The 23942-nt window shown below is 66.9% G+C and carries 20 protein-coding genes and 2 pseudogenes; 20 read left to right on the top strand and 2 right to left on the bottom strand.

All coding sequences use genetic code 11. From position 1 onward, the window contains the following. The 8 genes and pseudogenes from AC5P8Y_RS19080 to AC5P8Y_RS19045 form a co-directional block, all read left to right on the top strand. A pseudogene (locus tag AC5P8Y_RS19080) lies at positions 1-125 on the top strand (IS110 family transposase); the annotation flags it as partial. 323 nt (positions 126-448) lie between these two features. Further along, positions 449-1387 carry a nucleoside hydrolase gene (locus tag AC5P8Y_RS19075; RefSeq protein ID WP_021203710.1) on the top strand — a complete coding sequence of 313 codons (939 nt, stop codon included), beginning with the start codon at positions 449-451 and terminating at the stop codon, positions 1385-1387. Positions 1388-1475: 88 nt separating this feature from the next. After that, positions 1476-1718, top strand: coding sequence for a type B 50S ribosomal protein L31 (locus AC5P8Y_RS19070; protein ID WP_005410871.1), 243 nt, complete (start codon positions 1476-1478; stop codon positions 1716-1718). A gap of 296 nt (positions 1719-2014) precedes the next feature. Next, positions 2015-3292: a citrate synthase gene (locus AC5P8Y_RS19065; protein ID WP_049404024.1), complete on the top strand. Its 1278-nt coding sequence runs from the start codon at positions 2015-2017 to the stop codon at positions 3290-3292. A gap of 292 nt (positions 3293-3584) precedes the next feature. Beyond that, the gene (locus AC5P8Y_RS19060; protein ID WP_495202129.1) at positions 3585-4604 is read left to right on the top strand and encodes a hypothetical protein; all 1020 of its coding nucleotides are present in this window, start codon (positions 3585-3587) and stop codon (positions 4602-4604) included. Between the two features lie 527 nt (positions 4605-5131). Further along, the gene (locus tag AC5P8Y_RS19055; protein WP_049404061.1) at positions 5132-5620 is read left to right on the top strand and encodes a CS1 type fimbrial major subunit; all 489 of its coding nucleotides are present in this window, start codon (positions 5132-5134) and stop codon (positions 5618-5620) included. A gap of 60 nt (positions 5621-5680) precedes the next feature. After that, positions 5681-6019 (top strand): annotated as a pseudogene (locus tag AC5P8Y_RS19050) (usher protein); the annotation flags it as partial. Between the two features lies 1 nt (position 6020). Next, positions 6021-6425, top strand: coding sequence for a hypothetical protein (locus AC5P8Y_RS19045; RefSeq protein WP_239502980.1), 405 nt, complete (start codon positions 6021-6023; stop codon positions 6423-6425). 130 nt (positions 6426-6555) lie between these two features. On the opposite strand, the gene AC5P8Y_RS19040 is transcribed toward AC5P8Y_RS19045, so the two are convergent. Next, on the bottom strand, positions 6556-7200 hold the full coding sequence (locus AC5P8Y_RS19040; RefSeq protein WP_006466035.1) for a hypothetical protein: 645 nt from the start codon (positions 7198-7200) through the stop codon (positions 6556-6558). A gap of 230 nt (positions 7201-7430) precedes the next feature. After that, on the bottom strand, positions 7431-9854 hold the full coding sequence (locus tag AC5P8Y_RS19035; RefSeq protein WP_111108997.1) for a penicillin-binding protein 1A: 2424 nt from the start codon (positions 9852-9854) through the stop codon (positions 7431-7433). A 219-nt stretch (positions 9855-10073) separates the two neighbouring features. On the opposite strand from AC5P8Y_RS19035, the gene AC5P8Y_RS19030 reads away from it, so the two are divergent. The 12 genes from AC5P8Y_RS19030 to AC5P8Y_RS18975 all read left to right on the top strand — a co-directional run bounded on the left by AC5P8Y_RS19030 (position 10074) and on the right by AC5P8Y_RS18975 (position 23733). Continuing rightward, a complete protein-coding gene (locus tag AC5P8Y_RS19030; RefSeq protein ID WP_010484061.1) occupies positions 10074-11132 on the top strand; it encodes a pilus assembly protein PilM in 1059 nt (352 codons plus the stop codon). Further along, complete coding sequence (locus tag AC5P8Y_RS19025) at positions 11132-12022, top strand: PilN domain-containing protein (RefSeq protein ID WP_049404031.1); 891 nt, start codon at positions 11132-11134, stop codon at positions 12020-12022. The genes AC5P8Y_RS19030 and AC5P8Y_RS19025 overlap by 1 nt, the downstream gene beginning before the upstream one ends. After that, the gene (locus tag AC5P8Y_RS19020; protein ID WP_005410857.1) at positions 12019-12675 is read left to right on the top strand and encodes a type IV pilus inner membrane component PilO; all 657 of its coding nucleotides are present in this window, start codon (positions 12019-12021) and stop codon (positions 12673-12675) included. Before AC5P8Y_RS19025 ends, AC5P8Y_RS19020 begins: the two co-directional genes overlap by 4 nt. Before the next feature lie 26 nt (positions 12676-12701). Beyond that, positions 12702-13205: a pilus assembly protein PilP gene (locus AC5P8Y_RS19015; protein ID WP_044571441.1), complete on the top strand. Its 504-nt coding sequence runs from the start codon at positions 12702-12704 to the stop codon at positions 13203-13205. Positions 13206-13226: 21 nt separating this feature from the next. Next, entirely contained in the window at positions 13227-15194 is a 1968-nt protein-coding gene (locus AC5P8Y_RS19010) for a type IV pilus secretin PilQ (protein WP_033834937.1), read from the top strand. A 198-nt stretch (positions 15195-15392) separates the two neighbouring features. Further along, the gene (locus AC5P8Y_RS19005; RefSeq protein ID WP_049404036.1) at positions 15393-16418 is read left to right on the top strand and encodes an AAA family ATPase; all 1026 of its coding nucleotides are present in this window, start codon (positions 15393-15395) and stop codon (positions 16416-16418) included. Between the two features lie 8 nt (positions 16419-16426). Continuing rightward, a complete protein-coding gene (locus AC5P8Y_RS19000) occupies positions 16427-17356 on the top strand; it encodes a DUF58 domain-containing protein (RefSeq protein WP_005414346.1) in 930 nt (309 codons plus the stop codon). After that, positions 17353-17802, top strand: coding sequence for a DUF4381 family protein (locus AC5P8Y_RS18995; RefSeq protein WP_033834934.1), 450 nt, complete (start codon positions 17353-17355; stop codon positions 17800-17802). Before AC5P8Y_RS19000 ends, AC5P8Y_RS18995 begins: the two co-directional genes overlap by 4 nt. Beyond that, on the top strand, positions 17799-18803 hold the full coding sequence (locus AC5P8Y_RS18990) for a vWA domain-containing protein (protein WP_033834933.1): 1005 nt from the start codon (positions 17799-17801) through the stop codon (positions 18801-18803). The genes AC5P8Y_RS18995 and AC5P8Y_RS18990 overlap by 4 nt, the downstream gene beginning before the upstream one ends. Continuing rightward, on the top strand, positions 18800-20644 hold the full coding sequence (locus AC5P8Y_RS18985; RefSeq protein ID WP_495202128.1) for a VWA domain-containing protein: 1845 nt from the start codon (positions 18800-18802) through the stop codon (positions 20642-20644). Before AC5P8Y_RS18990 ends, AC5P8Y_RS18985 begins: the two co-directional genes overlap by 4 nt. Beyond that, complete coding sequence (locus AC5P8Y_RS18980) at positions 20641-22356, top strand: BatD family protein (protein WP_111172764.1); 1716 nt, start codon at positions 20641-20643, stop codon at positions 22354-22356. Before AC5P8Y_RS18985 ends, AC5P8Y_RS18980 begins: the two co-directional genes overlap by 4 nt. A gap of 57 nt (positions 22357-22413) precedes the next feature. Then, positions 22414-23733, top strand: coding sequence for a dicarboxylate/amino acid:cation symporter (locus AC5P8Y_RS18975; RefSeq protein WP_005410848.1), 1320 nt, complete (start codon positions 22414-22416; stop codon positions 23731-23733). Positions 23734-23942: the final 209 nt, after the last annotated feature.

Raw genomic sequence — 23942 nt, 5'->3', positions numbered from 1 at the left:
TTTACGCTGGCCTGAAGGCCAAGGGCAAAGCGAGCAAGGTGGCGCTCGTGGCGGTCATGCGCAAAATGCTGGTGATCCTCAACGCCCGTAAGCGAGACGCCGAGGTGGCCCTCGGCTGCCCCTGACAAGACAGTTGCTACTCCATGTTCATCCACGCATTGCATGGATGTGTCGACCAAGGTCGACACCCACCAACAGCCGCGGAAATCTGTCGAAGGCGGGGTGGATCCGGTTGCGGGGGCGTGAGCCGCATGGATGCGGCGACCGAGCTACATGGACGTACTTGCAGCGTCCCCCGCAACCGGATCCGCCCCGCCATCCCCCAGGAAACCAGCTTTTGCCGTTGATTCGGCGGGTGCAGGGCGCAGCCCTGCCGAACCCCAACCCCCATACTTGCAACGGTCATCATCCCGGTCCACACTTCGTTGCCGATCTGAAGACGGCAACGATGACCCACAAGATCCCGCTGTTGATCGACACCGACCCCGGTGTGGACGACGCCCTGGCCCTGCTGATGGCCTTCGCCGATGAACGGCACGACGTGGTCGCCCTGACCATCGCCGCCGGCAATGTCGGCCTCGAATACACCGTCCGCAACGCCCTCAAGCTCTGCGACATCGTCGGCCGCGCCGACGTGCCGGTGTTTGCCGGCAGCCCGGATCCGCTGCTGCATCCCTCCGTTGACGCTGCCCACGTGCATGGCCGTGACGGCTACGGCGACGTGGACCTGCCGCCGCCGAGCCGCCAGGCTGAAGCCGAACACGCCGCACTGGCCATCCTGCGCCTGTCGCACGAGCACGCCGGCGAACTGATGCTGGTGATGCTGGGCCCGCTGACCAACCTTGCCCTGGCACTGAAGCTGGACCCGACCCTGCCCGAGCGCATCAAGCGCATCGTGGTGATGGGCGGCGCGGTCACCTGCCACGGCAACATCACCCCGGCGGCCGAATTCAACATTGCGTTCGACCCGGAAGCGGCGCACGTGGTGTTCACCTCGTTCAAGCACCTGCTGGTGTCGGACTGGGAGGCCACTGTCGCCCATGGCCTGCCGCTGCAGGACGCCGAGAAGTGGCTGCAGGCCGATTCCGATCGCGCCCGCTTCTACGAACTGATCTCGCGCAAGACCCGTGGCCTGTCCGAAGACAGCAAGGGCGGGCGCTGGTACACCGCCGATGCGGTGGCCATGGCCTGGGCGCTGAACCCGGAAGGGCAGCTGCGGGTCGAGTCGCGCCCGCTGAACGTGGAGCTGAACGGCACGTTCAGCCGCGGCGCCACCATCGTCGATTGGAACCGCCAGACCGGCCAGCCGGACAACTGCGATCTGCTGATGGCCTACGACCAGCAGCGTTTCGAGGCCCTGGTGCGCCAGGCCCTGGGTGCGGACTGACGTCGATTGACCGGCACCGGTTGCCCCGGGCGGCAACCGGTGCTTATAATGCCGCTCTTGACCACCAGCCCATTTACGGTGTGAGCCCATGAAGGCCGATATCCATCCGAACTACCGCGACGTCGTCTTCCATGACGTCACCTCCGATTTCAAGATCCTGACCCGCTCGACCATGGCGACGAAGGAAACCATCCAGTGGGAAGACGGCAACGAATACCCGCTGGTCAAGGTTGAAATTTCCTCGGCTTCGCACCCGTTCTACACGGGCAAGCACAAGGTCATCGACACCTCGGGCCGTATCGACAAGTTCCAGAAGCGCTACGCGCGCTGATCTGTCGATCCAGCTTCGAACCAACGGCCGCGCTCTGCGCGGCCGTTTGTTTTTCCCCAACGCCAACCCAACGGGCGTTTGGATGGACGGAACACTGCGTTCGTGTGACAACGCTTTTGCCGATCCGGGCCGCTCAACGGCCGGTGTCTGGCTGCCTGTCGTATACGACTTCTGTCTAGCGCCGGGCAAATGCTGCTGTGCGATAATGACCTGATCCCCGGCACAGGCCGAGGACGTCATTCACGTGCCTGACCAATGCGCTTGGGCAGGCGCCTTCCCATGAAGGAGCGCACACAGTGTCCGATCTTGATCAGGTCACGCTCAACGCCGGCGACAAGTCGGTCGTTCTGCCCGTCATCAAACCCACCCTTGGCAACGACTGCGTCGACATCGCGAAGCTGACCAAGGAAACGGGGTATTTCACCTACGATTCCGGCTTCACCGCGACGGCCAGCTGCAAGTCCGCCATCACCTACATCGACGGCGACAAGGGCGTGCTGCTGTACCGCGGCTACCCGATCGAACAGCTGTCGGAAAAGTCGAGCTACGTCGAAGTGGCCTACCTGCTGATCAACGGCGAGCGCCCGAGCGCCGAGCAGCTGAAGGCCTTCACCGATGAGCTGGCTGCCGAAGCCAACGTCGACGATTCGATCAACACCCTGATCGGCAGCTTCGCCAAGGATGCCCATCCGATGGCGATCCTGGCCGCTGCAATCGCGCAGCTGTCGGCCATCTACCACGACTCGCTGGACCTGTCCGACGCCGAACAGCGCCGCCAGGCCGCCGTGCGCCTGATCGCCAAGGTGCCGACCCTGTCGGCGCTGATCTACCGCCACGGCAAGGGCCTGCCGGCCAACAAGCCGGACACCTCGCTGGACTACGTCAGCCGCTTCCTGAAGCAGACCTTCGAGTCGGCTGACGGCCAGTACGACCTGAACCCGGACGTGGTGAAGGCGCTGGACCTGCTGTTCATCCTGCACGCCGACCACGAGCAGAACGCCTCGACCTCGACCGTGCGCCTGGTCGGTTCGACCGGTGCCAACCCGTACGCGTCGGTCGCCGCTGGCGTCACCGCGCTGTGGGGTCCGGCCCACGGCGGTGCCAACGAAGCCGTGCTGAAGATGCTGGAAGAGATCGGCACTGCCGACAACGTCGAGTCCGCCGTGGTCAAGGCCAAGGACAAGACCTCCGGCTTCCGCCTGATGGGCTTCGGCCACCGCGTCTACAAGAACTTCGACCCGCGCGCCAAGGTCATCGGCGAGATGACCAGCAAGGTGCTCAAGCAGCTGGGCGTGCAGGATCCGCTGCTGGACGTGGCCGTGAAGCTGGAACAGGCCGCCCTGCAGGACGAGTACTTCGTCGCCCGCAAGCTGTACCCGAACGTCGATTTCTACAGCGGCATCATCTACAAGGCGCTGCAGATCCCGACCGAAATGTTCACCGTCATGTTCGCCCTGGGCCGTACCTCCGGCTGGGTCTCGCATTGGCTGGAACAGCAGGTTGATCCGGAAATGAAGATCGGCCGTCCGCGCCAGGTCTACACCGGTAGCGACGTGCGCGACTACCAGGGCTGATCGCCCCGCGTGAGTTGTGAGAAGAACGCCCCGCATCCGCGGGGCGTTTTTTTGGGGCGGACCTGGTAGGTGCGGACCGTTGGTCCGCACGATTTCGGCGCCCGCGAAAAATCATCCACGCACGGCGTGGATCTACCACCGCAACCGCCTTCGGTAGGTGCCAACCTTGGTTGGCACGCGCTTCATCGCGCCAAGACCGCGTGATTCAAGGGTCTCACCAGCTTCACAAGCGCTCGCGCAGCCTCAGGACGCCAGCTGCATCCGCAGCACCTGAAATGGAGCGTCCATCCCGATGAATACCCGATTCGACCCACCCGAGCGCGGACCGCTCGGCCCTGACGTCGCCGCCGTCGTCACCGCCCCGATCATCGCCCCTCCCAGCGAAAGCGCCGTTTCCTGGGGCGCGATCTTCGCTGGCGCCACCGCTGCCGCTGCACTCTCCCTCATCCTGCTGATCCTCGGTGTTGGCCTCGGCCTGTCGTCGGTGTCGCCATGGTCGTTCGAAGGCGTCAGCAAAGAGACCTTCGGTTGGTCCAGCATCATCTGGCTCACCTTCACCGCATTGGCCGCGTCCGGCCTGGGTGGCTATCTGGCGGGCCGCCTGCGTACCAAGTGGACGCAGATCCATGGCGATGAAACCTATTTCCGCGATACCGCGCATGGCTTCGTGTCGTGGGCGGTGGCCACGCTGCTGACCGCGGGCCTGCTCACATCGGCCATCGGTGGCGTGCTGGGCGCCGGCGCAAAGGTGGCCGGTGCCGCCGCAGGCGCTGCCGCATCCACGGCCAGTGTTGCCGCAGCGGGCGCGGGCAGCACTGCTGCGGCGGCCCCGGAAGGCGACCTCAACTACTGGGTGGATTCACTGTTCCGCAGCACGACCAGCGCAGGGCCGACTGGTCCTGCAGCGCCGCCGCCGGGTGCACCGATGGATCCGAATGCCGCTCCACCGCCGCGCCCGATGCCGGGTAATGGCCCGATGGGCGACCGCCGCGAAGTGCGTGCCGAAGTGAACCGCATCATCGTCAACAGCCTGCAGGGAGACGGCCTGGACCCGGCCGATACCCAGTACCTGGCGCAGCTGATCGCGCGCGAAACCGGCATGAGCCCGGCCGAAGCGCAGGCGCGCGTGACCGATGTGCAGACGCGCATGCGTGCGGCGCTGGAAAAGGCCAGGAACACCGCCAAGCAGGCCGCCGACGATGCCCGAAAGGCGACCGCCTATGCCGCGTTGTGGCTGTTCATCACCCTGCTGATCGGTGCGTTCTTCGCCAGCCTCAGCGCCACTTGGGGCGGCCGCCGCCGCGACCTGTAACCCGCCTTCCACGCAAGGAGACCTGTAATGAAAATGATTCTTCTCTGGTTGTTGGGCGTACCGATTCCGCTGCTGATCCTGTACGCGATCTTCTTCTGATCGTGCGCCAACACGATGTGTCATCAGGCCGCCGAAAGGCGGCCTGATGCCATCCAGCAGATCCACGCCATGCGTGGATGACCCCTTGTAGAGTCGAGCCGTACTCGACTCACGCGCGCAGCGCGTGTGCTTCGCGCAGTGTCGGAAGAGCAGTCGACTAACAGTCGACTCTACAAATCCAAGGCAATGAGGTTTATTGCATTCAAGCAGTGAGGGAGTTTGCATAACCCTCAAACATTGAGCGCCTTCAAGAATTCTTCTTAACCTCCCGCGTTTTAGGAATGCTTGAATGGCCTGCATGGCAGCGCATTTCTAACATTCTCTCCGTCGCCCGCAACCACCTCTGCGGGCGGCGCCTCCCTCCCTTTCTCCTTAGGGGAGGGGGGCTTTCATATTCCCCCTGTCCGAGAGAGACACCCAAGCACGCCATTCTCAAGAAGGCCGCGCTCGCTGCAGCGCTGGCCACTGCTTCGCTGTCCGCGCACGCGCTGGAAACCAAGATCACCGTCTACGCCGACGTCGACCCGACCCTGGCGCTGCTGCTCGAGGACGGCACCCCGCTGCCGGATACCGTGCAGATGACCCACGATCCGCTGCGCGGCCTGCTGCCGTCGACGCAGCAGGTGCGCATCCACTCCAACGATATCGATAAGGACATCCAGGTTCGCCTCGGCCACGATCCGGTGCTGCTAAATGGCGCCACCCGCGTGCCGCTGGCCGTCAGCCTGAACACCGATGCGCTGACCACTGCGGTCACCGAGTTCAAGGTGGCTGACCTGTTCAACGGCGCCAGCTCGACGCCGGGTGCCTCCATCTCGATGCCGCTGACCATCGCCCAGGCGGGTGCCGGTGGCCCGCTTACGGTCAACGGCCGCTATGAAGGCATGGTCTACATCGTCATGAACCAGAAGCCCTGATCCACGGCTTCCCCGCGCCGGTCCGCATTCCGGGCCGGCCGCTTCTGCAGCGATACCCCCATGATCCCACACGCCCCCGCCGTTACCCGGCTGGCGGTCGCGCTCGCCCTGGCAATGGCTGCTCCTCTGGTCGCAGCCCACGGCGTCCCCGCCGGCTTCGAGGATCTGGTTGAAGGCCAGACCGAACAACTCGACATCCAGCTGTTCGGCCGCTCGGCCGGGCTGTCGCCGGTGCGCGTGACCCTGGAGCACGTGCAGCTGGAAGATCCCGCGCGCGTACTGCAGGGGCTGGACCTGCCTGCCGAAGCACAGGCAGCCTTGCTGCCGGCGTTGTCGCAACCCCTGCCGCGCAACAGCCACCTGGCCTGCCGCTTCGGTGGCGCCACGGCCGGGCCAGGTGATGGACAGCGAAGTGGTGTGGCGGCTGAAAGCCGACATGCTGGCGGATATTGCTGACTACATCACCGCCACGGGCGGATGCTTCCCGTACAACTGCCGGCGGGTCCTCGATCGATTGGACTACGTGCGCCAGGCGGGGGTTGAGAACGCGCAGATCAACGCGGCGCTGTCGACAGTCCTGGAGGTGCCGCTGGACAAGATGCCGCCGTTGGAGGCAGACGAGCATGAGCGTGTGAAGAGCGGGTGGTCGGATGGATTCGACGACATCTACTACCAGTCCTGGTTGCTGCGCGATCTGCAGGTCATGCACGCGCAGATGATGCGGGAGTATCCGCGGCGAGCTTCTGCCCCGTGGTTGCCGCGGTTGTTCAGCGACCCGCTGCGCGATACCCGTTTTGTCTGGTAGCGGGAGCATGATGGGCATCATCTGCCAGAGCTGGTAACACCGCTTTTGTAGAGTCGAACTTGCTCGACTGCTCTCCGGTCAGCCATCGAAATGCCCGCACCCACCCAAGGCAGGCACCGCTGCGCTATCGTCATCCGCCGATGTACGCGGTGATCTCCGCTTCGGCCAGCACCTGCCGCAACTGCGCGACAGACGCGCGCCGCATCGGCTTCTCATCCACCGGCGACAACGGCGCCTGGCGCAGGGCATCGTAGGGCAGCACGGCCAGGTCGAAGGTCAGCTCCTCGGCACTGAACACCCACACCGGCACATCCAGGCTGCGCTCGCGATCCATGCGCAGGCGACGCGTCCGCGATTCGGCGGGAATGCCGTGTTCGTCCAGGAAGCGGTGCACGGCTTCCGGGTCGTCGCTGTGCAGGTGCAGCTGCACGGGGCTGTTGGCGTCGGCGGTGCCCTCCAGCACCGGGCCGGCCAGGCGAGGCGCGAAGCCGTGCAGGAACTCCAGCGCACGCATGGCGGCCTCGCGGCGGCGCTGCAGTTCGTTGCCGTGTTGGGGGCCGGAGAACAGCCGCTGGTACTCGCGCAGGGCGTCTTCGATCTCGGTGTTGCGGGGCAGGGAGGCATCGTCGTGGATGCCGAGCCGGCTGGCGGCCTTCAACTTGGCCTGGTGGTAGTCGCGGATGCCGCCTTCGGCCATCAGGCGGGCGGCTTCGTGGGCGAGGCGGTGGCGACGCTCGCGGGTCTGGCTGGCAGCATGCTGACGGGCGCGATGCATGCGATGACTCCCTGTTGCGACCTGGGTACAGAGTAGCGCAGGGATGTGACATCTGCGTGGGTATGGCGCAGAGATGCCAACCAACGGTTGGCACCCACCAACGCTTTGGTAGGTGCCGACCTTGGTCGGCACGGGGCGCCAACCAAGGTTGGCGGCTACCAGAGCAGCGCGGGACCGTGCCCGGCGGATGCATTGGTGCCAACCAAGGTTGGCACCCACCTGATCCTTCCTCAGAAGATATCGAACGCGGCGGCGTCGGCCTGCGGCGTATTGAGGTTCAGGTCGTAGTCGGTCAGGCGGTCCATGTCTTCCACCTTCACCCATTCGGTCGCGCCGTTGAGGGTGGCCTGGACCATGCCGCTGGGCGGCTCGTTCTGCGCGATCGGGGTGTCCTTCAGCGCGGTGCGCATGTAGTCGATCCAGATCGGCAGCGCCGCCTTGCCACCGTACTCGCGGTAGCCCAGCGAGCGGAAGTCGTCGCGGCCCACCCACACAGTGGTCACGTACGGGCCACCGAAGCCGGAGAACCAGGCGTCGCGGTGGTCGTTGGTGGAGCCGGTCTTGCCGCCCACGTCCTCTCGGCCGAGCACCTTGGCCTGCACGCCGGTACCGCGCTGGACCACGTCGCGCATCATCGACACCAACTGGTAGGCGGTGCGGGCGTCGATCGCGCGCGGGGCGGTGCGGGCATCGGGGTTGGCCGGCGTGGCCGGGGTTTCGGTCTTGGCTTCGGCCTTGGCCGCAGCCGCCGGGTCCACCTTCGGGGCCGGGGCGCCGAAGTTGAAGCCGTCCACGACCTGGTTGACCGGCTGGTCGCTGCTGCCGGCACAGTCGCGGCAGGCCAGGGCGGGGTTTTCCTTGAACACCAGGTTGCCGTCGCGGTCGTTCACCTGGTCGATCAACCAGGTATCCACCCGCGAGCCGCCATTGGCGAACACGGCGTAGCCACGGGCCACCGACAGCGGGGTCAGCGAGGCGGTGCCCAGTGACATCGACAGGTTCGGCGGCAGTTCGGATTCGGCGAAACCAAATTCGCTGATGTACTTGCGCGCGTAGTCCACGCCCATGCCGTCGAGCAGGCGCACCGAGACCAGGTTGCGCGACTGCACCAGCGCCTCACGCAGGCGCATCGGGCCGCGGAAACCGCCGCCGTCGTTCTGCGGGGCCCAGGTCTTGCCGCGGCGGTCGCGGAACACGACCGGGGCGTCGAGCACGATCGAGGCCGGGTTGTAGCCCTTGTCGAAGGCCGCGGCGTAGATGAAGGGCTTGAAGCTCGAACCCGGCTGGCGGCGGGCCTGGGTGGCACGGTTGAACTTGTTGCCGGAGAAGCTGAAACCGCCAACCAGCGCCTTCAGCGCGCCGCTGTGGGCATCCAGCGAGACCAGCGCGGACTGGCCGCGCGGGAGCTGATCCAGCAGCCACTCACCTTCCTTGGCACCGGCACGCACGCGCACGATGTCACCGCGCTGCACCAGCTTGCCCGGGGTCTTGTTGGTCCACTTGGCGGCACCGGCCGGCAGCACGATCTCGCTGCGGTTGGCCAGTACCACGGTGGCGCTGCCATCGGCACCGGTGCTGGCAACGATGGCCGGCAGCAGGCCGGCCTGGCCGTACAGGCCACGCAGGTGCTCGGCCAGGGCGGCGGCGTCTTCGCCGGCACCCACCTGCACCTGCTTCTCCACGCCGTGCCAGCCGTGGCGGTGGTCGTACAGCAGCAGGCCGTCGCGCACCGACTGGTTGGCGGCGGTCTGCAGGGTGGAGTCGATGGTGGTGGTGACGTGGTAACCCTTGTTGACCACATCCCCGCCGAAGCGGGCGATCATTTCCTGGCGCACCAGTTCGGCCACGTACGGCGCGTCGACCTGCACCGGCGGCTCATGGGCGGTGGCGTGCATCGGCACGGCCTTGGCCGCGTCGGCTTCGGCCTGGCTGACGAACTTCAGGTCGGCCATGCGCTGCAGCACGTAATTGTCGCGGCGCTGGCGGGCGCGCTCCGGATTGGAGATCGGATTGCCCGAGGACGGGAACTTGGGGATGCCGGCCAGCGAGGCCATCTCGTCCAGGTCCAGCTCGTTCAGCTTCTTGCCGTAATAGAACTCGGCGGCGGCGGCCACGCCGTAGGCACGATTGCCGAAGAAACTCTTGTTCAGGTACAGCTCGAAGATCTCGTCCTTGCTCAGCTCGGACTCGATCTTCCGCGCCAGCAGGATCTCGGCCAGCTTGCGGGTGTAGCTGTACTCAGAGCTGAGGAAGAACTGGCGGGCCACCTGCTGGGTGATGGTGGAGCCACCCGGCACGCGCTTGTCGTTGGTGGTGGCCAGCAGCCACACCGCACGGCCGATGCCCATGTAGTCCACGCCGCCGTGCTCGTAGAAGCGGGCGTCCTCGGTGGCCAGGAAGGCCTGCTTCAGGCGCTCGGGCACGTCCTTCATGGTGATCGGGGTACGCCGGGTCTCGCCGAACACCGCCATCAGCTTGCCGTCGGCGGCATAGACGTACATCGGCTCCTGCATTTCCACGTCGCGCAGGGTCTGCACGTCGGGAAGCTTGGAGGACACGGCGTAGTACAGACCGCCCACGGCGGCCGCGCCGATCAGCGCCAGGACCAGGACAATCAGGAAGATCCAGCGCAGCCAGCGGCGGAGTCGAGTCATCGGGTTCAGATTCCGATTGCGAATTTCGTGGTCGCAGAGTATAGATTACGCAAGGTGGCGGCTGGGGTCGGCACCGGGGAGCGCAAGGGGAACAGTCAGGGGCTGCATGGTGAATCCGTGAGGGACTTCACAGCAGGGCCGTTGCCATTTGCTAAGAATACGTTATTAATGCTCGGGCGCAGGTCTTGCGTCCAAGTGCCCGTCGGCAGGGGAGAAACCGTGGGGCTCATCCCAAAAAGTCAGTCGCCGCTTGTAGGCGTCGACATCAGTTCGACTGCGGTAAAGCTTTTGCAGCTGTCCCGCAGTGGCAACCGTTTTCGTGTGGAACATTACGCCGTGGAACCTCTTCCGCCGAACGCGGTGGTGGAGAAGAACATCGTGGAAGTGGAGGCCGTGGGTGAGGCCATCCGCCGTGCGATGAACCGCTCGGGGAGCAAGGCCAAGCTGGCCGCTGCCGCCGTCGCCGGTTCGGCGGTGATCACCAAGGTGATCCCGATGCCGGCCGAGCTCGACGAGAACGACATGGAAGCCCAGATCGAGCTGGAAGCGGTCAACTACATTCCGTACCCGATCGAGGAAGTGAACCTGGACTTCGAGGTGATCGGGGCGATCCCGAACAACCCGGAGATGGTCCAGGTGCTGCTGGCCGCGTCGCGTTCGGAGAACGTGGAACTGCGCCAGTCGGCATTGGAGCTGGGGGGCCTGCAGGCCAAGGTGATGGACGTGGAGGCCTTCGCGGTCGAGAACGCCTACGCCCTGGTGGCCAGCGAGCTGCCGGTGTCCATCGAGGGCGTGGTCGCGCTGGTCGATATCGGCGCCACCATGACCACCCTCAACGTCCTGCGCGGCGGCCGCAGCCTGTACAGCCGCGAACAGGTGTTCGGTGGCAAGCAGCTGACCGACGAGATCATGCGCCGTTACGGCCTGAGCTACGAGGAGGCCGGCCTGGCCAAGCGCCAGGGCGGGCTGCCGGAAAGCTACGAGATGGAAGTGCTGGAGCCGTTCAAGGAAGCTACGGTCCAGCAGATCAGCCGCCTGCTGCAGTTCTTCTATGCAGGCAGTGAGTTCAACCGCGTTGATCACATCGTGCTGGCCGGCGGCTGCGCCGTGCTGGGTGGCCTGCCGGAGATGGTCGAGGAACAGCTGGGCGTGCCGACCGTGGTCGCCAATCCGCTGGCACAGATGACCCTGGGCCCGAAGGTGAACGCACATGCGCTGGCCCAGGATGCCCCCGCGCTGATGATCGCCACCGGTCTGGCGCTGAGGAGCTTCGACTGATGGCACGCATCAATCTATTGCCCTGGCGCGCCGAGCGGCGCAAGCAACGCCAGCGCGAGTTCTACGCAATGCTGGGCATGGCCGCAATCGGTGGCCTGCTGCTGTCGCTGCTGATCTGGTTCTATTACGACCGGCAGGTGAGCGGCCAGATGGACCGCAATGCCTATCTGGAAGCCGAGATCGAGAAGGTCAAGGAACAGAACAAGGAGATCGATCGCCTCGATGCGCAGAAGGACCGCCTGCTGGCCCGCAAGAAGGTGATCGAGGAACTGCAGGCCAAGCGCTCGCAGATGGTCCACCTGTTCGACGCGTTGGTGCGCACGATTCCCGACGGCGTGGTGCTGACCGCCCTGCAGCAGGAGGGGGACATGCTCACCCTCGAGGGACGCACCCAGTCCAATGCCCGCGTGTCGGCTTACATGCGCAACCTGGAAACCTCCGGCTGGATGACCAACCCGGAGCTGTCGATCATCCAGGCCAGCGCCGGAGACAAGAGTGCAGCCGGCCCGGTATCGGACATCAAGGCGCTGCCGTACATGTTCAAGGTCACGGTGAAGCTGCCTGCGCAGAGTGAAGAGACCGGCACCCCCGGTTTGAACGCCGATGGCAGCGTGGCGACCACGCCGGCTGCGACGCCTGCCGTGGCGCCGCTTGCCGCCGGCCCCGATGCCGCGGCCCCGGCTGCTGCAACAGCACCGGCCCCGGCCCAACCGGCGGCGGCCCCGGCAGCAGCGCCCGCCAGCGCTCCGGCTACTGCGCCGGCGCCTGCACCTGCACCGGCCAAGCCGAACCAGCCCGCCGCACCGGCACCGGCCGCCAGGCCTGAGGGCAGCCGCCTGGCGCAGCCGCCGCAGGCCTCTTACGCCCCGCTGCAGGGGGATCGCGCATGAGCCAGAAAATCGATCTGAAGAACCTGGATTTCAACGACATCGGCAACTGGCCGCAGAAGGCCAAGATCGTCTTCTGTTCGTTGCTGGCCCTGGTCATCATGTTCGTTGCGTGGATGCTGCTGATCAGCGGCAAGCGCGATGAACTGGCCAGCCTGGAGTCGAAGGAAAGCGATCTGCGTACCGAGTTCTCCAAGCAGCAGGAACGCGCGGTGAACCTGGGGCCGCTGAAGCAGCAGCTGGCGCAGATGGAGCAGGTGCTGCAGCAGATGCTGCGGCAGCTGCCCAGCAAGACCGAAATGCCGGACCTGATCATCGACATCTCGCAGACCGCGCTGTCCAGCGGCCTGACCAGCCAGCTGTTCGAACCGGAACAGGAGCAGGTCAAGGAGTTCTACGCCGAGAAGCCGATCAAGCTGAAGATGGTGGGCAGCTACCACCAGTTCGGTGCGTTCGTCAGTGGCGTGGCCTCGCTGCCGCGCGTGGTGATCCTGACCATGCACGACATCAACCTGAAGCCGGCGGACAAGGCCGGCGGTGGTTCGCGTGCCGGTGCGCTGGAATTGTCCGGCACGGTCAAGACCTACCGGTATCTCGACGAGACCGAGGTGCAGGAACAGCAGAAGGCTGAAGCCGGCAAGGAGGGCAGCAAGTGATCCGTTCCTTCTTTGCACGCTGCGGGATGGCCGCTGCCGTATTGCTGCTGGCTGCCTGCGGCCGTGGCGTGACCAGCACGCCGGGCGATGCGCCGAATCTCGAGAAGTGGGTGGAAGGCGAACGTGCCCGGCCGGCGCAGCCGCTGGAACCGTTGCCTGTGATGCAGCAGTTCGAGACCTTCGAATACTCCGCGCAGGGCCTGCGTGATCCGTTCACCGATGCCTGGACCAATCCGCAGGGGAATGGCGGATTGCGGCCGGATCCGAACCGGCGCAAGGAGCCCCTGGAGGGCTTCCCGCTGGACGCACTGGACATGGTCGGTACCATCGGCACCGGCGGCGGCACCGTCGCGCTGGTGATGGGGCCGGACAAGGTGACCTACCGGGTGCGCCCGGGCGGTTACCTGGGGCAGAGCGACGGGCGGGTCACTGCGGTCTTCGAAGACCGCGTGGAGCTGATCGAACTGGTGCCGGATGGCGCGGGTGGCTGGCTGGAACGGCCGGCAACGCTCTCGCTTGAAGATCAATGATCGTTTACTGGGGATAGCACGATGACCTTTCACCAAGCCAAGGGGCTGCGTCCCAACCGGCGCTCTACCTTGAACCGTGTCAGCGCGTTGGGAGTCGCGCTGATGCTGGCCTGCGCTCCGGCGCTGGCCGCCGCACCGGCGGAGAAGCCGGTGGGCACCACCGTCGCACCGGCCGCGGCACCGGCCGGCCTGTCGGTGGCCAAGATCGATTTCAAGCGTGGCGATGATGGCGCGGGCCGCCTGATCGTGCAGTTTGACGGCCAGGGCGCGATCCCGGACCTGCGCACGCAGGGCAACAGCGTGGTGGTCGACGTGGGCAATGCCCGCCTGCCGGCCAACCTGCAGAAGCCGTTGAACGTCGTCGACTTCGCCACGCCGGTGCAGCGCATCGACGCCAAGCCGTCCGGCGCCGGCACCCAGCTGGTGCTGAGCACCGGCGGTGCGGTGGAGTCGCTGGCCTACCAGAGCGGCAACGAATACGTGGTCGAGATCAGCGCGCGGCAGGCTCCGGCCGCCGTCGGCGCAGTGACCGCCGGCAGCGTCACCCAGGCGGCAAAGGCCGTCGGCCAGCGTGGCTTCACCGGCAAGCCGGTGACCTTCAACTTCCAGGACGTGCCGGTGCGCACCGTGCTGCAGTTGATCGCCGAAGAGTCCAACCTCAACGTGGTGGCCTCCGACTCGGTGCAGGGCAATGTGACGCTGCGCCTGGTCAATGTGCCGTGGGACCAGGCACTGGACATCGTGCTGCGTGCCAAGGGCCTGGACAAGCGACGCGACGGCAGCGTGATCTGGGTCGGACCGCAGGCCGAACTGGCCAAGTTCGAGCAGGAGAAGGAAGACGCGCGCATCGCCATCGAGAACCGCGAAGACCTGGTGACCGATTACGTCCAGATCAACTACCACAGCGCCACCCAGATCTTCAAAGCCCTGACCGAAGCCAAGGGCATCGGCGGCGGTGGCGGTGGTGGCGCAGGTGGCGGTGGCGGTGGGTCGTCGCAGGAGGAAAGCGGCTTCCTGTCCGGCCGTGGCCGCATCGTTGCCGACGAGCGCACCAACACGCTGATGATCAGCGACATTCCGAAGAAGATCGCGCGCATGCGTGAGCTGATCAACGTGATCGACCGCCCGGTCGACCAGGTGCTGATCGAAAGCCGCATCGTGATCGCCACCGATACGTTCGCCCGTGAGCTGGGTGCGCGGTTCGGCATCAGTGGCAGCCGCGACAACGCCTACTTCAGTGGCAATCTGGAAGCCAACGAGGCAACCCGCAAATCGCAGGTCGAAGCCAATGCGACCAACGCCAAGGCCTACCGCGACTGGCTGGCCGGTGGCAGTACGGGCCCGGCGCCGGTGCCGGTCGGCTCGGCAATCACCCGTGGCCTGAACTGGGCCATGCCGGCGGCGTCCACCAACCCGGCAGGCTCGCTTGCGCTGTCGATCCTCAATGCCGGCTACCTGCTGGACGTCGAGCTGTCGGCCATGCAGGAAGAGTCGCGTGGTGAAGTGATCTCCAACCCGCGCGTGGTCACCACCAACCAGCGCGAGGCTCTGATCAAGCAGGGTAAGGAAATCGGCTATGTGACCATCAGCGCCGGTGCGGGCGGTGTCGCTACGCCGAACGTGCAGTTCAAGGAAGTGGTGCTGGAACTGAAGGTCACCCCGACCATCACCAACGACAACCGCGTGTTCCTCAACATGCAGGTGAAGAAGGATGAAGTGGACCGGCTGATCCAGCTGGAAGGCTATGGCACCGTGCCGTCGATCAACCGCCGCGAGGTGAACACCGCGGTGCTGGTCGAGGACGGGCAGACCGTGGTCATCGGTGGTGTGTACGAGTTCACCGACCGCAACAGCATCAGCAAGGTTCCGTTCCTGGGCGATGTGCCGTTCCTGGGCAACCTGTTCAAGAAGCGTGGCCGCAGCAAGGACAAGGCCGAGCTGCTGGTGTTCGTCACCCCGAAGGTGCTGCGCGTGGCCAAGCAGAACTGAGCCAGCGCACCCGCGATACGAAGAAGGGCCGCCATGTGCGGCCCTTCTTCGTTCATGCCGGACGTAATCCGCGGATGATCCGGTAGATCCACGCCATGCGTGGATGAGTTGCCCGTTCAGCCGTTCTTGATGCCAATCGCAAGGCACCCTGCGATGATGTCGGGAACCCGTGCCGTCCCGCGCCGGTCAAAGGCCCCCATGAACCTGCCACCGCCGATGCCCGAAACCATCTCCCCGCCGCCCGCGCCGGCCACCTCCCGCCTGCATGGCGCCTTCAACCAGCTGCGCGACGCGCTGTCGGCCGAAATCGTCGGCCAGGCGGCCCTGGTCGAACGCCTGTTGATCGCATTGCTGGCCGACGGCCACCTGCTGGTGGAGGGCGCGCCGGGCCTGGCCAAGACCACGGCCATCCGCGCGCTGGCCTCGCGCCTGGAGGCGGATTTCGCCCGCGTGCAGTTCACCCCCGACCTGCTGCCGGCCGACCTGACCGGCACCGAGATCTGGCGCCCGCAGGAAGGGCGCTTCGAATTCGTACCCGGCCCGATCTTCCATCCGATCCTGCTGGCCGATGAAATCAACCGTGCGCCGGCCAAGGTGCAGTCGGCCTTGCTGGAAGCGATGGGCGAGCGCCAGGTCACCGTTGGCCGCCACACCTATGCATTGCCGCCGCTGTTCCTGGTGATGGCCACGCAGAATCCGATCGAGCAGGAAGGTACCTTCCCGCTGCCGGAAGCGCAGCTGGACCGTTTCCTGATGCACGTACGCATCGGCTATCCGGACCAGGCGGCCGAATCGGAGATCCTGCGGCTCGCCCGCGAGCGTGCCCGTGGCGCACTGGGCGAAGCGGCACCCGCACCGGAGAAGCTGCCGATGCAGGATGTGTTCGATGCCCGCCGCGAAGTGCTGGACCTGCATATGGCACCGGCATTGGAACGCTATCTGGTCGAACTTGTGCTGGCCTCGCGTGATCCGTCGCGCTATGACGCCGGCCTCGGGCGCCGCATCGCCTGGGGCGCAAGCCCGCGTGGCTCCATTGCGTTGGAACGCTGCGCACGTGCACGCGCCTGGTTGGCCGGCCGCGACTTCGTCACTCCCGACGATGTGCGTGCGGTCGCCGCCGACGTGCTGCGCCATCGCGTGCTGCCCAGCTACGAAGCCACCGCCGAAGGCTGGGATGGCGAACGCCTGGTGCAGGAGCTGCTGGCCCGGGTGCCGGCACCCTGAGCCCGCGCATGACCGATCCATCCCTGGAAGCCGCATCCACCGTCAGTGATGGCGACGGATTGCGCCCGCACCTGTCCGAGCTGGTGGCGCTGCGCCGGCTGGCACAGCGGCCGCCGCCGCCGCGCCGTGGTCGTGCCGGTAATGCCGGGCAGGCGCCGTCGCCGCTGCGTGGGCGTGGCATGGAGTACGCCGAGTCACGCGAGTACGTGGCCGGTGATGATGCCCGGCATATCGACTGGCGCGTGACCGCGCGGACCGGGCGTGCCCATACCAAGCTTTTCCAGGCCGAACGCGAGCGGGTCAGCCTGATCGTGGCCGATACGTCGCCGGCGCTGTATTTCGGCACCCGCGTGCGATTCAAGTCGGTGCAGGCGGCCCGCGCGGGCGCCGTTGCCGCGTGGTCGGCACAGCGTCGCGGTGACCGCGTGGGTGCCCTGCGCGGGAGTGACCGCGAAGCGCCGATTGCACCTGCGGGTGGGCCGCGTGGTGTACTGCGCGTGCTCGACGCGCTCACCCGCTGGTACACACAGCCGCCCGCCGACGATCTCGGCCTGGAGCGCGCGCTGGACCATGCCGCCCGCGTGCTGCGCCCCGGGGCGCGCATGCTGGTGCTGGCCGATCCGCAGCAGGCCGCGCGGATTCCCGTCGTGCGCTGGAGCGCGCTGGCCCAGCACCATGACCTCAGCCTGGTGCTGCTGGTCGATCCCCTCGAGCTGCAACCGCCCTCGGCGGCCCTGCAGTTCCAGACCGCGCAGCAGCGCATTGGCCTCGACCTGCGTCGCAGCGAGGTGCAGGCGCACTGGCAGGCGCACTTCGTCGAACCACTGCAGGCGCTGCGCCGCCAGCTCGGCGCACGCCGCGTTGACGTGCAGGTGTTGTCCACCGATGCGCCCAGCGACGCCTGGTTGGCACCACCGGTAACCGAGGTGCCGGCATGAGCGCCAACCTTCCGCTGCGCGATGTGCAGTTGCCGCCGGCACCGTCGTGGTGGCCGCCGGCCCCCGGCTATCTGATGGTCGGTGGCGCGGTGTTGCTGGTGATCCTGGCGCTGGCCCTGCTGTGGTGGAAACGCCGCCGTCGTCGCCAACGCTGGTTGCAGGCGTTCGACCAGGAGCTGGCCACCACCGCCGATGCCACCGCGGAGCTGGCGGTGATCGCCGGCCTGCTGCGCCGTGCTGCGCGGCAGGCACAGCCAGGCAGTGAATCCCTGCGCGACGATGCCTGGTGGCAGCGCGTGGATCCGAAGGGCACGTTGCCCGACGCGCGCCGCAGCCTGCTGGCCGAAGGTGCCTATCGTCCCCGCGTGGACGCCAGCGAAGTGGCGGCCATGCGTAGCTGGGCGCGCGAGCGCTACCTGGCGATGCTGCTGGAGCGCCGCCGATGAGCCTGCTGGCAAGTTACTGGCCATGGCCGGACCTGCAGCTGACGTGGCCGCTGGCCCTGCTGGCGTTGCCGCTGCCACTGCTGATGCGCTGGTGGAAGCGTCGTGCCGATCCCGGCGCTGCGCTGCGCGTGCCCTATGCGGCGACGGAACTGGAAGCGCTGGCCGGTGGCGGCCGCGTCGATGTGTCGTGGCTGCGTACGCTGCTGTTGTGGCTGGGCTGGTGCGCGCTGTGCGTCGCACTGGCTCGCCCGCAACAGCTGGGCGAAGCGATCACGCCACCGCAGCAGGGCCGGCAGATGATGCTGGCGATGGACGTATCCGGCAGCATGGGCGAGGGCGACATGGTGCTGGGTGGGCAGGCGGTAGATCGCCTCACCGCAGCCAAGGCCGTGCTGGCTGATTTCCTGGATCGTCGTGCCGGCGATCGCATCGGCTTGCTGATCTTCGGCGACCGCGCTTATACGCTCACCCCACTCACTGCGGACCTGACCAGTGTGCGCGACCAGCTGCGCGACAGCGTGGTCGGCCTGGCCGGGCGCGAGACGGCCATCGGTGATGCCATCGGCCTGGCGGTGAAGCGCCTGCGCAGTCAGCCGGAAGGGCAACGTGTACTGATCCTGCTGACCGACGGCGTCAGCAATGCCGGCGTGCTCGAACCGCTGCGTGCGGCCGAAGTCGCGCAGGCCGAAGGTGTACGCATCCACACCGTTGCGTTTGGTGGCGATGGAAGCATGCGCCTGTTTGGTATCCCCATTTCCGCCGACCAGGACCCGGTCGACGAGGCCACGTTGAAGAAGATTGCCAGCCTGACAGGTGGCCAGTTCTTCCGCGCACGCGATACCGCGCAGCTGGCCGGCATCTACGCCGAACTGGACCGGCTGGAGCCGATCGCGGCGAAGGGACCGAGCCTGCGCCCGCGTGAGGAACGCTACGCATGGCCGTTGGGCCTGGCCTTGCTGCTGGGGGCATTGGCCTGGATGTGGCCGGAGCGCCGTCGATGATCGCGTTGGCATCCCATCTTCCCGACTGGAATGCGCTGCACTTCCTGCGCCCGGAATGGCTGTGGGCCTTGCTGGCCTTGCCGGTGATTCTCGCCGTGGCACTCTACCGGCAGCGGCGCAGCGATGCGTGGCGGCAGGCGGTGGATGCGCACCTGTTGCCGCATCTGCTGGTGGCCGGTGCTCGCCGTCGCGTGCGGCTTCCATTGGCAGTGCTGCTGGGGTGGACGCTGGCAGCACTGGCGATGGCGGGGCCGAGCTGGCGGCAGCAGTCACAGCCGATGTTCCAGCCCAGCGCACCGCTGCTGATCGTGCTGGATCTGTCCAGCCGCATCACTGCCACCGACCTGCCACCGTCGCGCCTGCTGCAGGCACGGGCCAAGGTCGGCGAGCTCCTGCGCGCGCGCAAGGGTGGGCAGGTGGGGCTGGTGGTGTACGCCGAAGATGCCTACACCGTCGCGCCGCTGACCGATGACGGCAGCAACGTCGCGCTGTATCTGGATGCCTTGTCACCGGATGTGATGCCGCGCGATGGCCAGCGTGCCGACCGTGGCATCGACTGGGCCACGCGGCTGATGCGGCAGATCGCTGCACCGCAGGGACAGATTCTGCTGGTCACCGATCTAGCCGATGGTGAAGCTGCATTGGCGGCCGCGCAGGCACGTGGTCTCGGCCTGCAGGTGTCGGTGCTGGGGCTCGGTACACCGGCGGGTGCGGCGTATCGTGACGACAGCGGACAGATCCGCCAGGCTGCGCTGGACGAAGGTCGCCTGCGTGCGGTGGCGACGGCAGGTGGCGGTCGCTATGCGCGCATCACCGCCGATGGCAGTGACCTGCGCGCACTGGGTGTGCTTGATGCACGCGAAGGTACTGCGGCGCAGCGGCCCGGCGAGGGCAGGCAATGGCGCGATGAAGGATTCTGGCTGCTGCCACCGGTGATGCTGCTGGCGCTGCTCGCCTTCCGACGCCGCGCGCTGCTGGCCGCAGTACTGGCGGTGGGCCTGTTGCCTTGGATGGGGGATGTGCAGGCGCAGGCACCTTCAGCGCCCGCTTCGCCGTCATCGCAGGGCACGCTGTGGAAGCGCGCCGACCAGTTGCAGCACCAGCGCCTGGCCGACGGCGTGCAGGCCTATCGCGCGGGCGACTTCGCCACTGCGCGCAAGCAGTTCGAGGGCATCGACAGTGATGCGGGCTGGTACAACCTGGCCAACACGCTGGCGCGCCAGGGCAGCTACGACGAAGCCATCGCCGCCTACGACCGCGCGCTGGCGCTGCATCCCGGCATGGCCGATGCGGCCGCCAACCGTGCCGTGGTTGATGCCGCACGCAAGCGCACGCAGTCGGGGGGGCAGGGCCAGGACCAGCAGAAACCGCAGCAGAACGGGCAGCAGAAGCAGCAGAACAATTCACAGGGCCAGCGGAACCCGCAGGGCCAGCAACCGCAGCAGGGCCAGAAGGATCCAGGACAGGGTCAGCCACCATCTCAGCAGGGCCAGCAGGGGCAGCCCAAGGCGGGTGACGACGACGCGCAGTCGGCGCCTCAGCCCGGTGAGCGTGGCCGTGATGGACAGCAGGCGCCACCACAGGTGGAGGATGCCAAGGCGCAGGCCCAGGCTGATGAGCAGCAGCGCCAGCGCATGCAGCAGGCGATGCAGCAGGCACGTGAGGGCAAGGGCGAACAGGATGGCAAACCCGTGCCAGGCAGTGACGGCACTACTCCGCGTCAACGCGAGGAGCAACAGGCGGTCGAGGCGTGGATGCGGCGCGTGCCGGATGATCCGGGCGCATTGCTGCGGGCCAAGTTCCAGCTGGAAAATGAACGCAGGAAGAGGGAAGGGCGATGACGCGGGCGATCAACATGCACGGGCACTGGCCCCGACAGGTACTGGCGGCGCTGCTGCTGTGGCTGCCGCTGCTGGCCTGGGCGCAGCCGCGGGCCTGGCTTGACCGCGACCGCATCGCGATGGGCGACACGGTCACGCTCAATGTCGAGAGCGACCAGGGCGCCCCTGACTTCACACCGTTGCGCACCGATTTCGACCTCAGCGGGCAGACCAGCAGCCGCCAGGTGGAGTGGAGCAACGGCAGCATGCAGCAGCGCAACCTGTATGGCGTGGCGCTGACGCCACGGCGCAGCGGTGCACTGGTGGTGCCGGGCCTGCAGGTGGGCAGTGCACGTACCGCGCCGCTGACCCTGCAGGTGGATGCCGCTGCCGTGGCCGGCCCCGACAGCAATGCGGTGGCATTCATCGAAACCGTTGTCGATGACGAAACGCCGTACGTGCAGCAGAGCGTAGGCGTGGTGGTGAGGCTGTTCTTCGCCTCTCAGCTGGCCTCTGGCGAACTGGTGCTGGATACCCCGGCGGGTGCGTCGCTGCAGCGGGTAGGCGATGACCGCACCGATGTGCGGCAGGTCAACGGCCGTCGCTACAACGTGGTCGAGCGCCGCTTCCTGCTGATCCCCGAGCGCAGCGGTGCACTTCGGCTGGCCGGTGCGCGCTTCAGTGGGCGCAGTGCCGGTGGCTTCTTCGACGACTTCTTCGGCGGCGGCGACGGCCGCATGAATGCCACCGGCGCCGACCGCACGCTGCAGGTGCAGGCGCAACCGGCACAGGCGCCGCAGCCATGGCTTCCGCTGCAGAGCCTCCAGCTGCGCTACACCAGTGCGCCGACCAGCGCCCGTACCGGTGAGGCCGCCACTGTGGTGGTCGAGGCGATTGCCGAAGGGGCAACCCGCGCACAGTTCACCGACCTGCCGGTGCCGGATCTGGGCACCCGTGCGCAGGTGTTCGCCGAACCTGCGCAGTACGAAGAATCGTTCAATGGCAGCACCCCGCGGCTGAAGATCACCCGCCGCTATTCGATCGTGCCGCGCCAGCCAGGCTCGCTGGTGGTGCCGGGGCCGCGCCTGCCGTGGTGGGATGTGCGCGCAGGCAAGGCGCAGGAAGCGAAGCTGCCGGACCTGACACTGGCTGTCGCAGCCGGCAGTGGCGGTGGCAGTGCTTCACCTGCGCCGCTGCCGCCGATCGACACCGATGCTGCGCTGCCGGGTGGCGATGGCCAGGACAGCCGCATCGCCGCGACCGATCCGCGCGCCAGCGGCCTGGCCGAACGCCCGTGGCCGTGGATGGGCGCGGCCATTGGCCTGGCGCTGCTGTGGCTGCTGACCCTGTTGTGGGGCTGGCAGCGAGGCCGCCGACCGCGTGCGGCGACGCCTGCAGCCGGCAGGCCCTCTGTGCCGACTGTGGCGCGCGGACGCGCCGGCCTGGCCGAACTGCGCCGCACGCTGGATGGCGAAGGCTTCGATCAGGTGGAAGCGCAGCTGTGCGCGATGGCCGGGGTTGAGCGCATCGAGCAGGTCATCGCGCGGTTGGATGACCCTGGCCAGCGCCAGGTGCTGCAGGACCTGCAGCAGGCACGCTGGGGCGGGCAGGGCGACCTGGCATCGCTGCGCGCGCGTCTGCGCGAGGTCTTCCGTGACGGACCGCACTGGTCGGCGGCTACCGGCGCCGCTGACACTGGCCTGGCGCCGCTGTATCCAACGCGGCGAACCTGAACCGGCGCCGCTTGCGCGCTTTGTTAGAGTGCATTCATTTTTCGAGGAAACCCGCGCATGACAGCAGCTGCTGCCGACAAGAAGAAGTTGCCCCTGCATTGGAAGATGGGCATCGGCTTTGCGATCGGCCTGATCCTGGGACTGATCGTGCACGCCCTGGGCGGCAGCGTCGATGGTCTGCAGGCCGGTGCCAAGTGGGTAATGGACTACATCACCACCCCGGCGTCGGGCCTGTTCCTCAACCTGATCTTCATGCTGATCGTGCCGCTGATCTTCTCGGCGCTGATCATGGGCGTGTCGGAGATGGGCGACATCCGCGCCCTTGGCCGCATCGGCTGGAAGACCCTGGCGTATACCGTGCTGCTGTCCGGCATTGCCGTGGGCATCGGCCTGGTGCTGGTCAACCTGCTCAAGCCGGGTGCCGGCGTCGATCCGCAGGTCGCCGCGATGATGCTCTCGGAGAACGCCGAGCGCAGCAAGGAAATCGTTGCTGGCATCCATGGCACGCCGAAGGGCATGGACATGCTGCTGTCGATCGTGCCGAGCAACGTGCTGCAGGCCGCGTCCGACAACGGCGCGATCCTGTCGCTGATGTTCTTCGCACTGATGTTCGGCATCGGCATGGTGCTGACCGACAACGAGAAGGTGGCCCCGCTGCGCCGCGCCATCGAGGGCGTGTTCGAAATCTCGATGACCCTGATCAACCTGGTCATCCGCCTGGCTCCGTATGCGGTGGCCTGCTTCATGTTCAACCTGGCCGCGCTGTTCGGCTTCGAGCTGATCATCCGCCTCGGTGCCTACGTGGGCGTGGTGGTGCTGGCACTCGGCCTGCACATGATCGTGACCTACGGTACCGCCGTGTGGCTGTCCGGCCGTTCGCCGCTGTCGTTCTTCCGCGATACCCAGGAAGCGACGGTGATGGCGTTCTCCACCGCCTCCAGCAACGCCACCCTGCCGACCGCGCTGCGCGTGGCCGACCAGATGGGCCTGCCGCAGCGCGTGTCGCGCTTCGTGCTGACCGTGGGCGCCACCGCCAACCAGAACGGCACCGCGCTGTTCGAGGGCGTGACGGTGATCTTCCTGGCCCAGTTCTTCGGCGTGGACCTGAGCATCGGCCAGCAGATCATGGTGATGGCGGTCTGCATCCTCGGTGGCATCGGCACCGCCGGCGTGCCGTCGGGCTCGCTGCCGGTGGTGGCGATGATCTGTGCGATGGTGGGCGTGAACCCGCTGGGCATTGGCCTGATCCTGGGCGTGAACCACTTCCTGGACATGTGCCGTACCGCGCTGAACGTGACCGGCGACCTGGCCCTGACCACCTTGGTGGCCAAGGGCGAATCGCACGACGGCCCGGCGCTGGGCCCGCAGCAGGACTGAGTCCAACGCCACTGCTGGCGACCTGATCGGGGTCGGATTCCTTTCCGCAGGGAAAGGGCTCCGACCCCGCTTCACATGCGGAATCCGGGGGAGATGACGACGTTGCCGGCCAGCGGCCGGCACGACCGGGCAAGGTGAACCGACCCCCCGCCCGGCGACTATGGGACAATAGGCCGCCCGCACGTCCGCGGCCGCCTCCCGATTCCGAC

The sequence above is a fragment of the Stenotrophomonas sp. YJH_SMC_12-1 genome, from assembly GCF_059370935.1.
This window is presented reverse-complemented; position numbering and strand designations above follow the sequence as displayed.

Bases quoted from the DNA above. Each gene is read 5' to 3' on its own strand.
- AC5P8Y_RS18995 (WP_033834934.1), top strand. From the start codon at position 17,353: ATGAGCGCCAACCTTCCGCTGCGCGATGTGCAGTTGCCGCCGGCACCG.
- AC5P8Y_RS19005 (WP_049404036.1), top strand. From the start codon at position 15,393: ATGAACCTGCCACCGCCGATGCCCGAAACCATCTCCCCGCCGCCCGCG.
- AC5P8Y_RS19060 (WP_495202129.1), top strand. From the start codon at position 3,585: ATGAATACCCGATTCGACCCACCCGAGCGCGGACCGCTCGGCCCTGAC.
- AC5P8Y_RS19020 (WP_005410857.1), top strand. From the start codon at position 12,019: ATGAGCCAGAAAATCGATCTGAAGAACCTGGATTTCAACGACATCGGC.
- AC5P8Y_RS19045 (WP_239502980.1), top strand. From the start codon at position 6,021: ATGGACAGCGAAGTGGTGTGGCGGCTGAAAGCCGACATGCTGGCGGAT.
- AC5P8Y_RS18975 (WP_005410848.1), top strand. From the start codon at position 22,414: ATGACAGCAGCTGCTGCCGACAAGAAGAAGTTGCCCCTGCATTGGAAG.
- AC5P8Y_RS19070 (WP_005410871.1), top strand. From the start codon at position 1,476: ATGAAGGCCGATATCCATCCGAACTACCGCGACGTCGTCTTCCATGAC.
- AC5P8Y_RS18985 (WP_495202128.1), top strand. From the start codon at position 18,800: ATGATCGCGTTGGCATCCCATCTTCCCGACTGGAATGCGCTGCACTTC.
- AC5P8Y_RS19015 (WP_044571441.1), top strand. From the start codon at position 12,702: ATGGCCGCTGCCGTATTGCTGCTGGCTGCCTGCGGCCGTGGCGTGACC.
- AC5P8Y_RS19035 (WP_111108997.1), bottom strand. From the start codon at position 9,854: ATGACTCGACTCCGCCGCTGGCTGCGCTGGATCTTCCTGATTGTCCTG.
- AC5P8Y_RS19075 (WP_021203710.1), top strand. From the start codon at position 449: ATGACCCACAAGATCCCGCTGTTGATCGACACCGACCCCGGTGTGGAC.
- AC5P8Y_RS18980 (WP_111172764.1), top strand. From the start codon at position 20,641: ATGACGCGGGCGATCAACATGCACGGGCACTGGCCCCGACAGGTACTG.
- AC5P8Y_RS19040 (WP_006466035.1), bottom strand. From the start codon at position 7,200: ATGCATCGCGCCCGTCAGCATGCTGCCAGCCAGACCCGCGAGCGTCGC.
- AC5P8Y_RS19025 (WP_049404031.1), top strand. From the start codon at position 11,132: ATGGCACGCATCAATCTATTGCCCTGGCGCGCCGAGCGGCGCAAGCAA.
- AC5P8Y_RS18990 (WP_033834933.1), top strand. From the start codon at position 17,799: ATGAGCCTGCTGGCAAGTTACTGGCCATGGCCGGACCTGCAGCTGACG.
- AC5P8Y_RS19010 (WP_033834937.1), top strand. From the start codon at position 13,227: ATGACCTTTCACCAAGCCAAGGGGCTGCGTCCCAACCGGCGCTCTACC.
- AC5P8Y_RS19000 (WP_005414346.1), top strand. From the start codon at position 16,427: ATGACCGATCCATCCCTGGAAGCCGCATCCACCGTCAGTGATGGCGAC.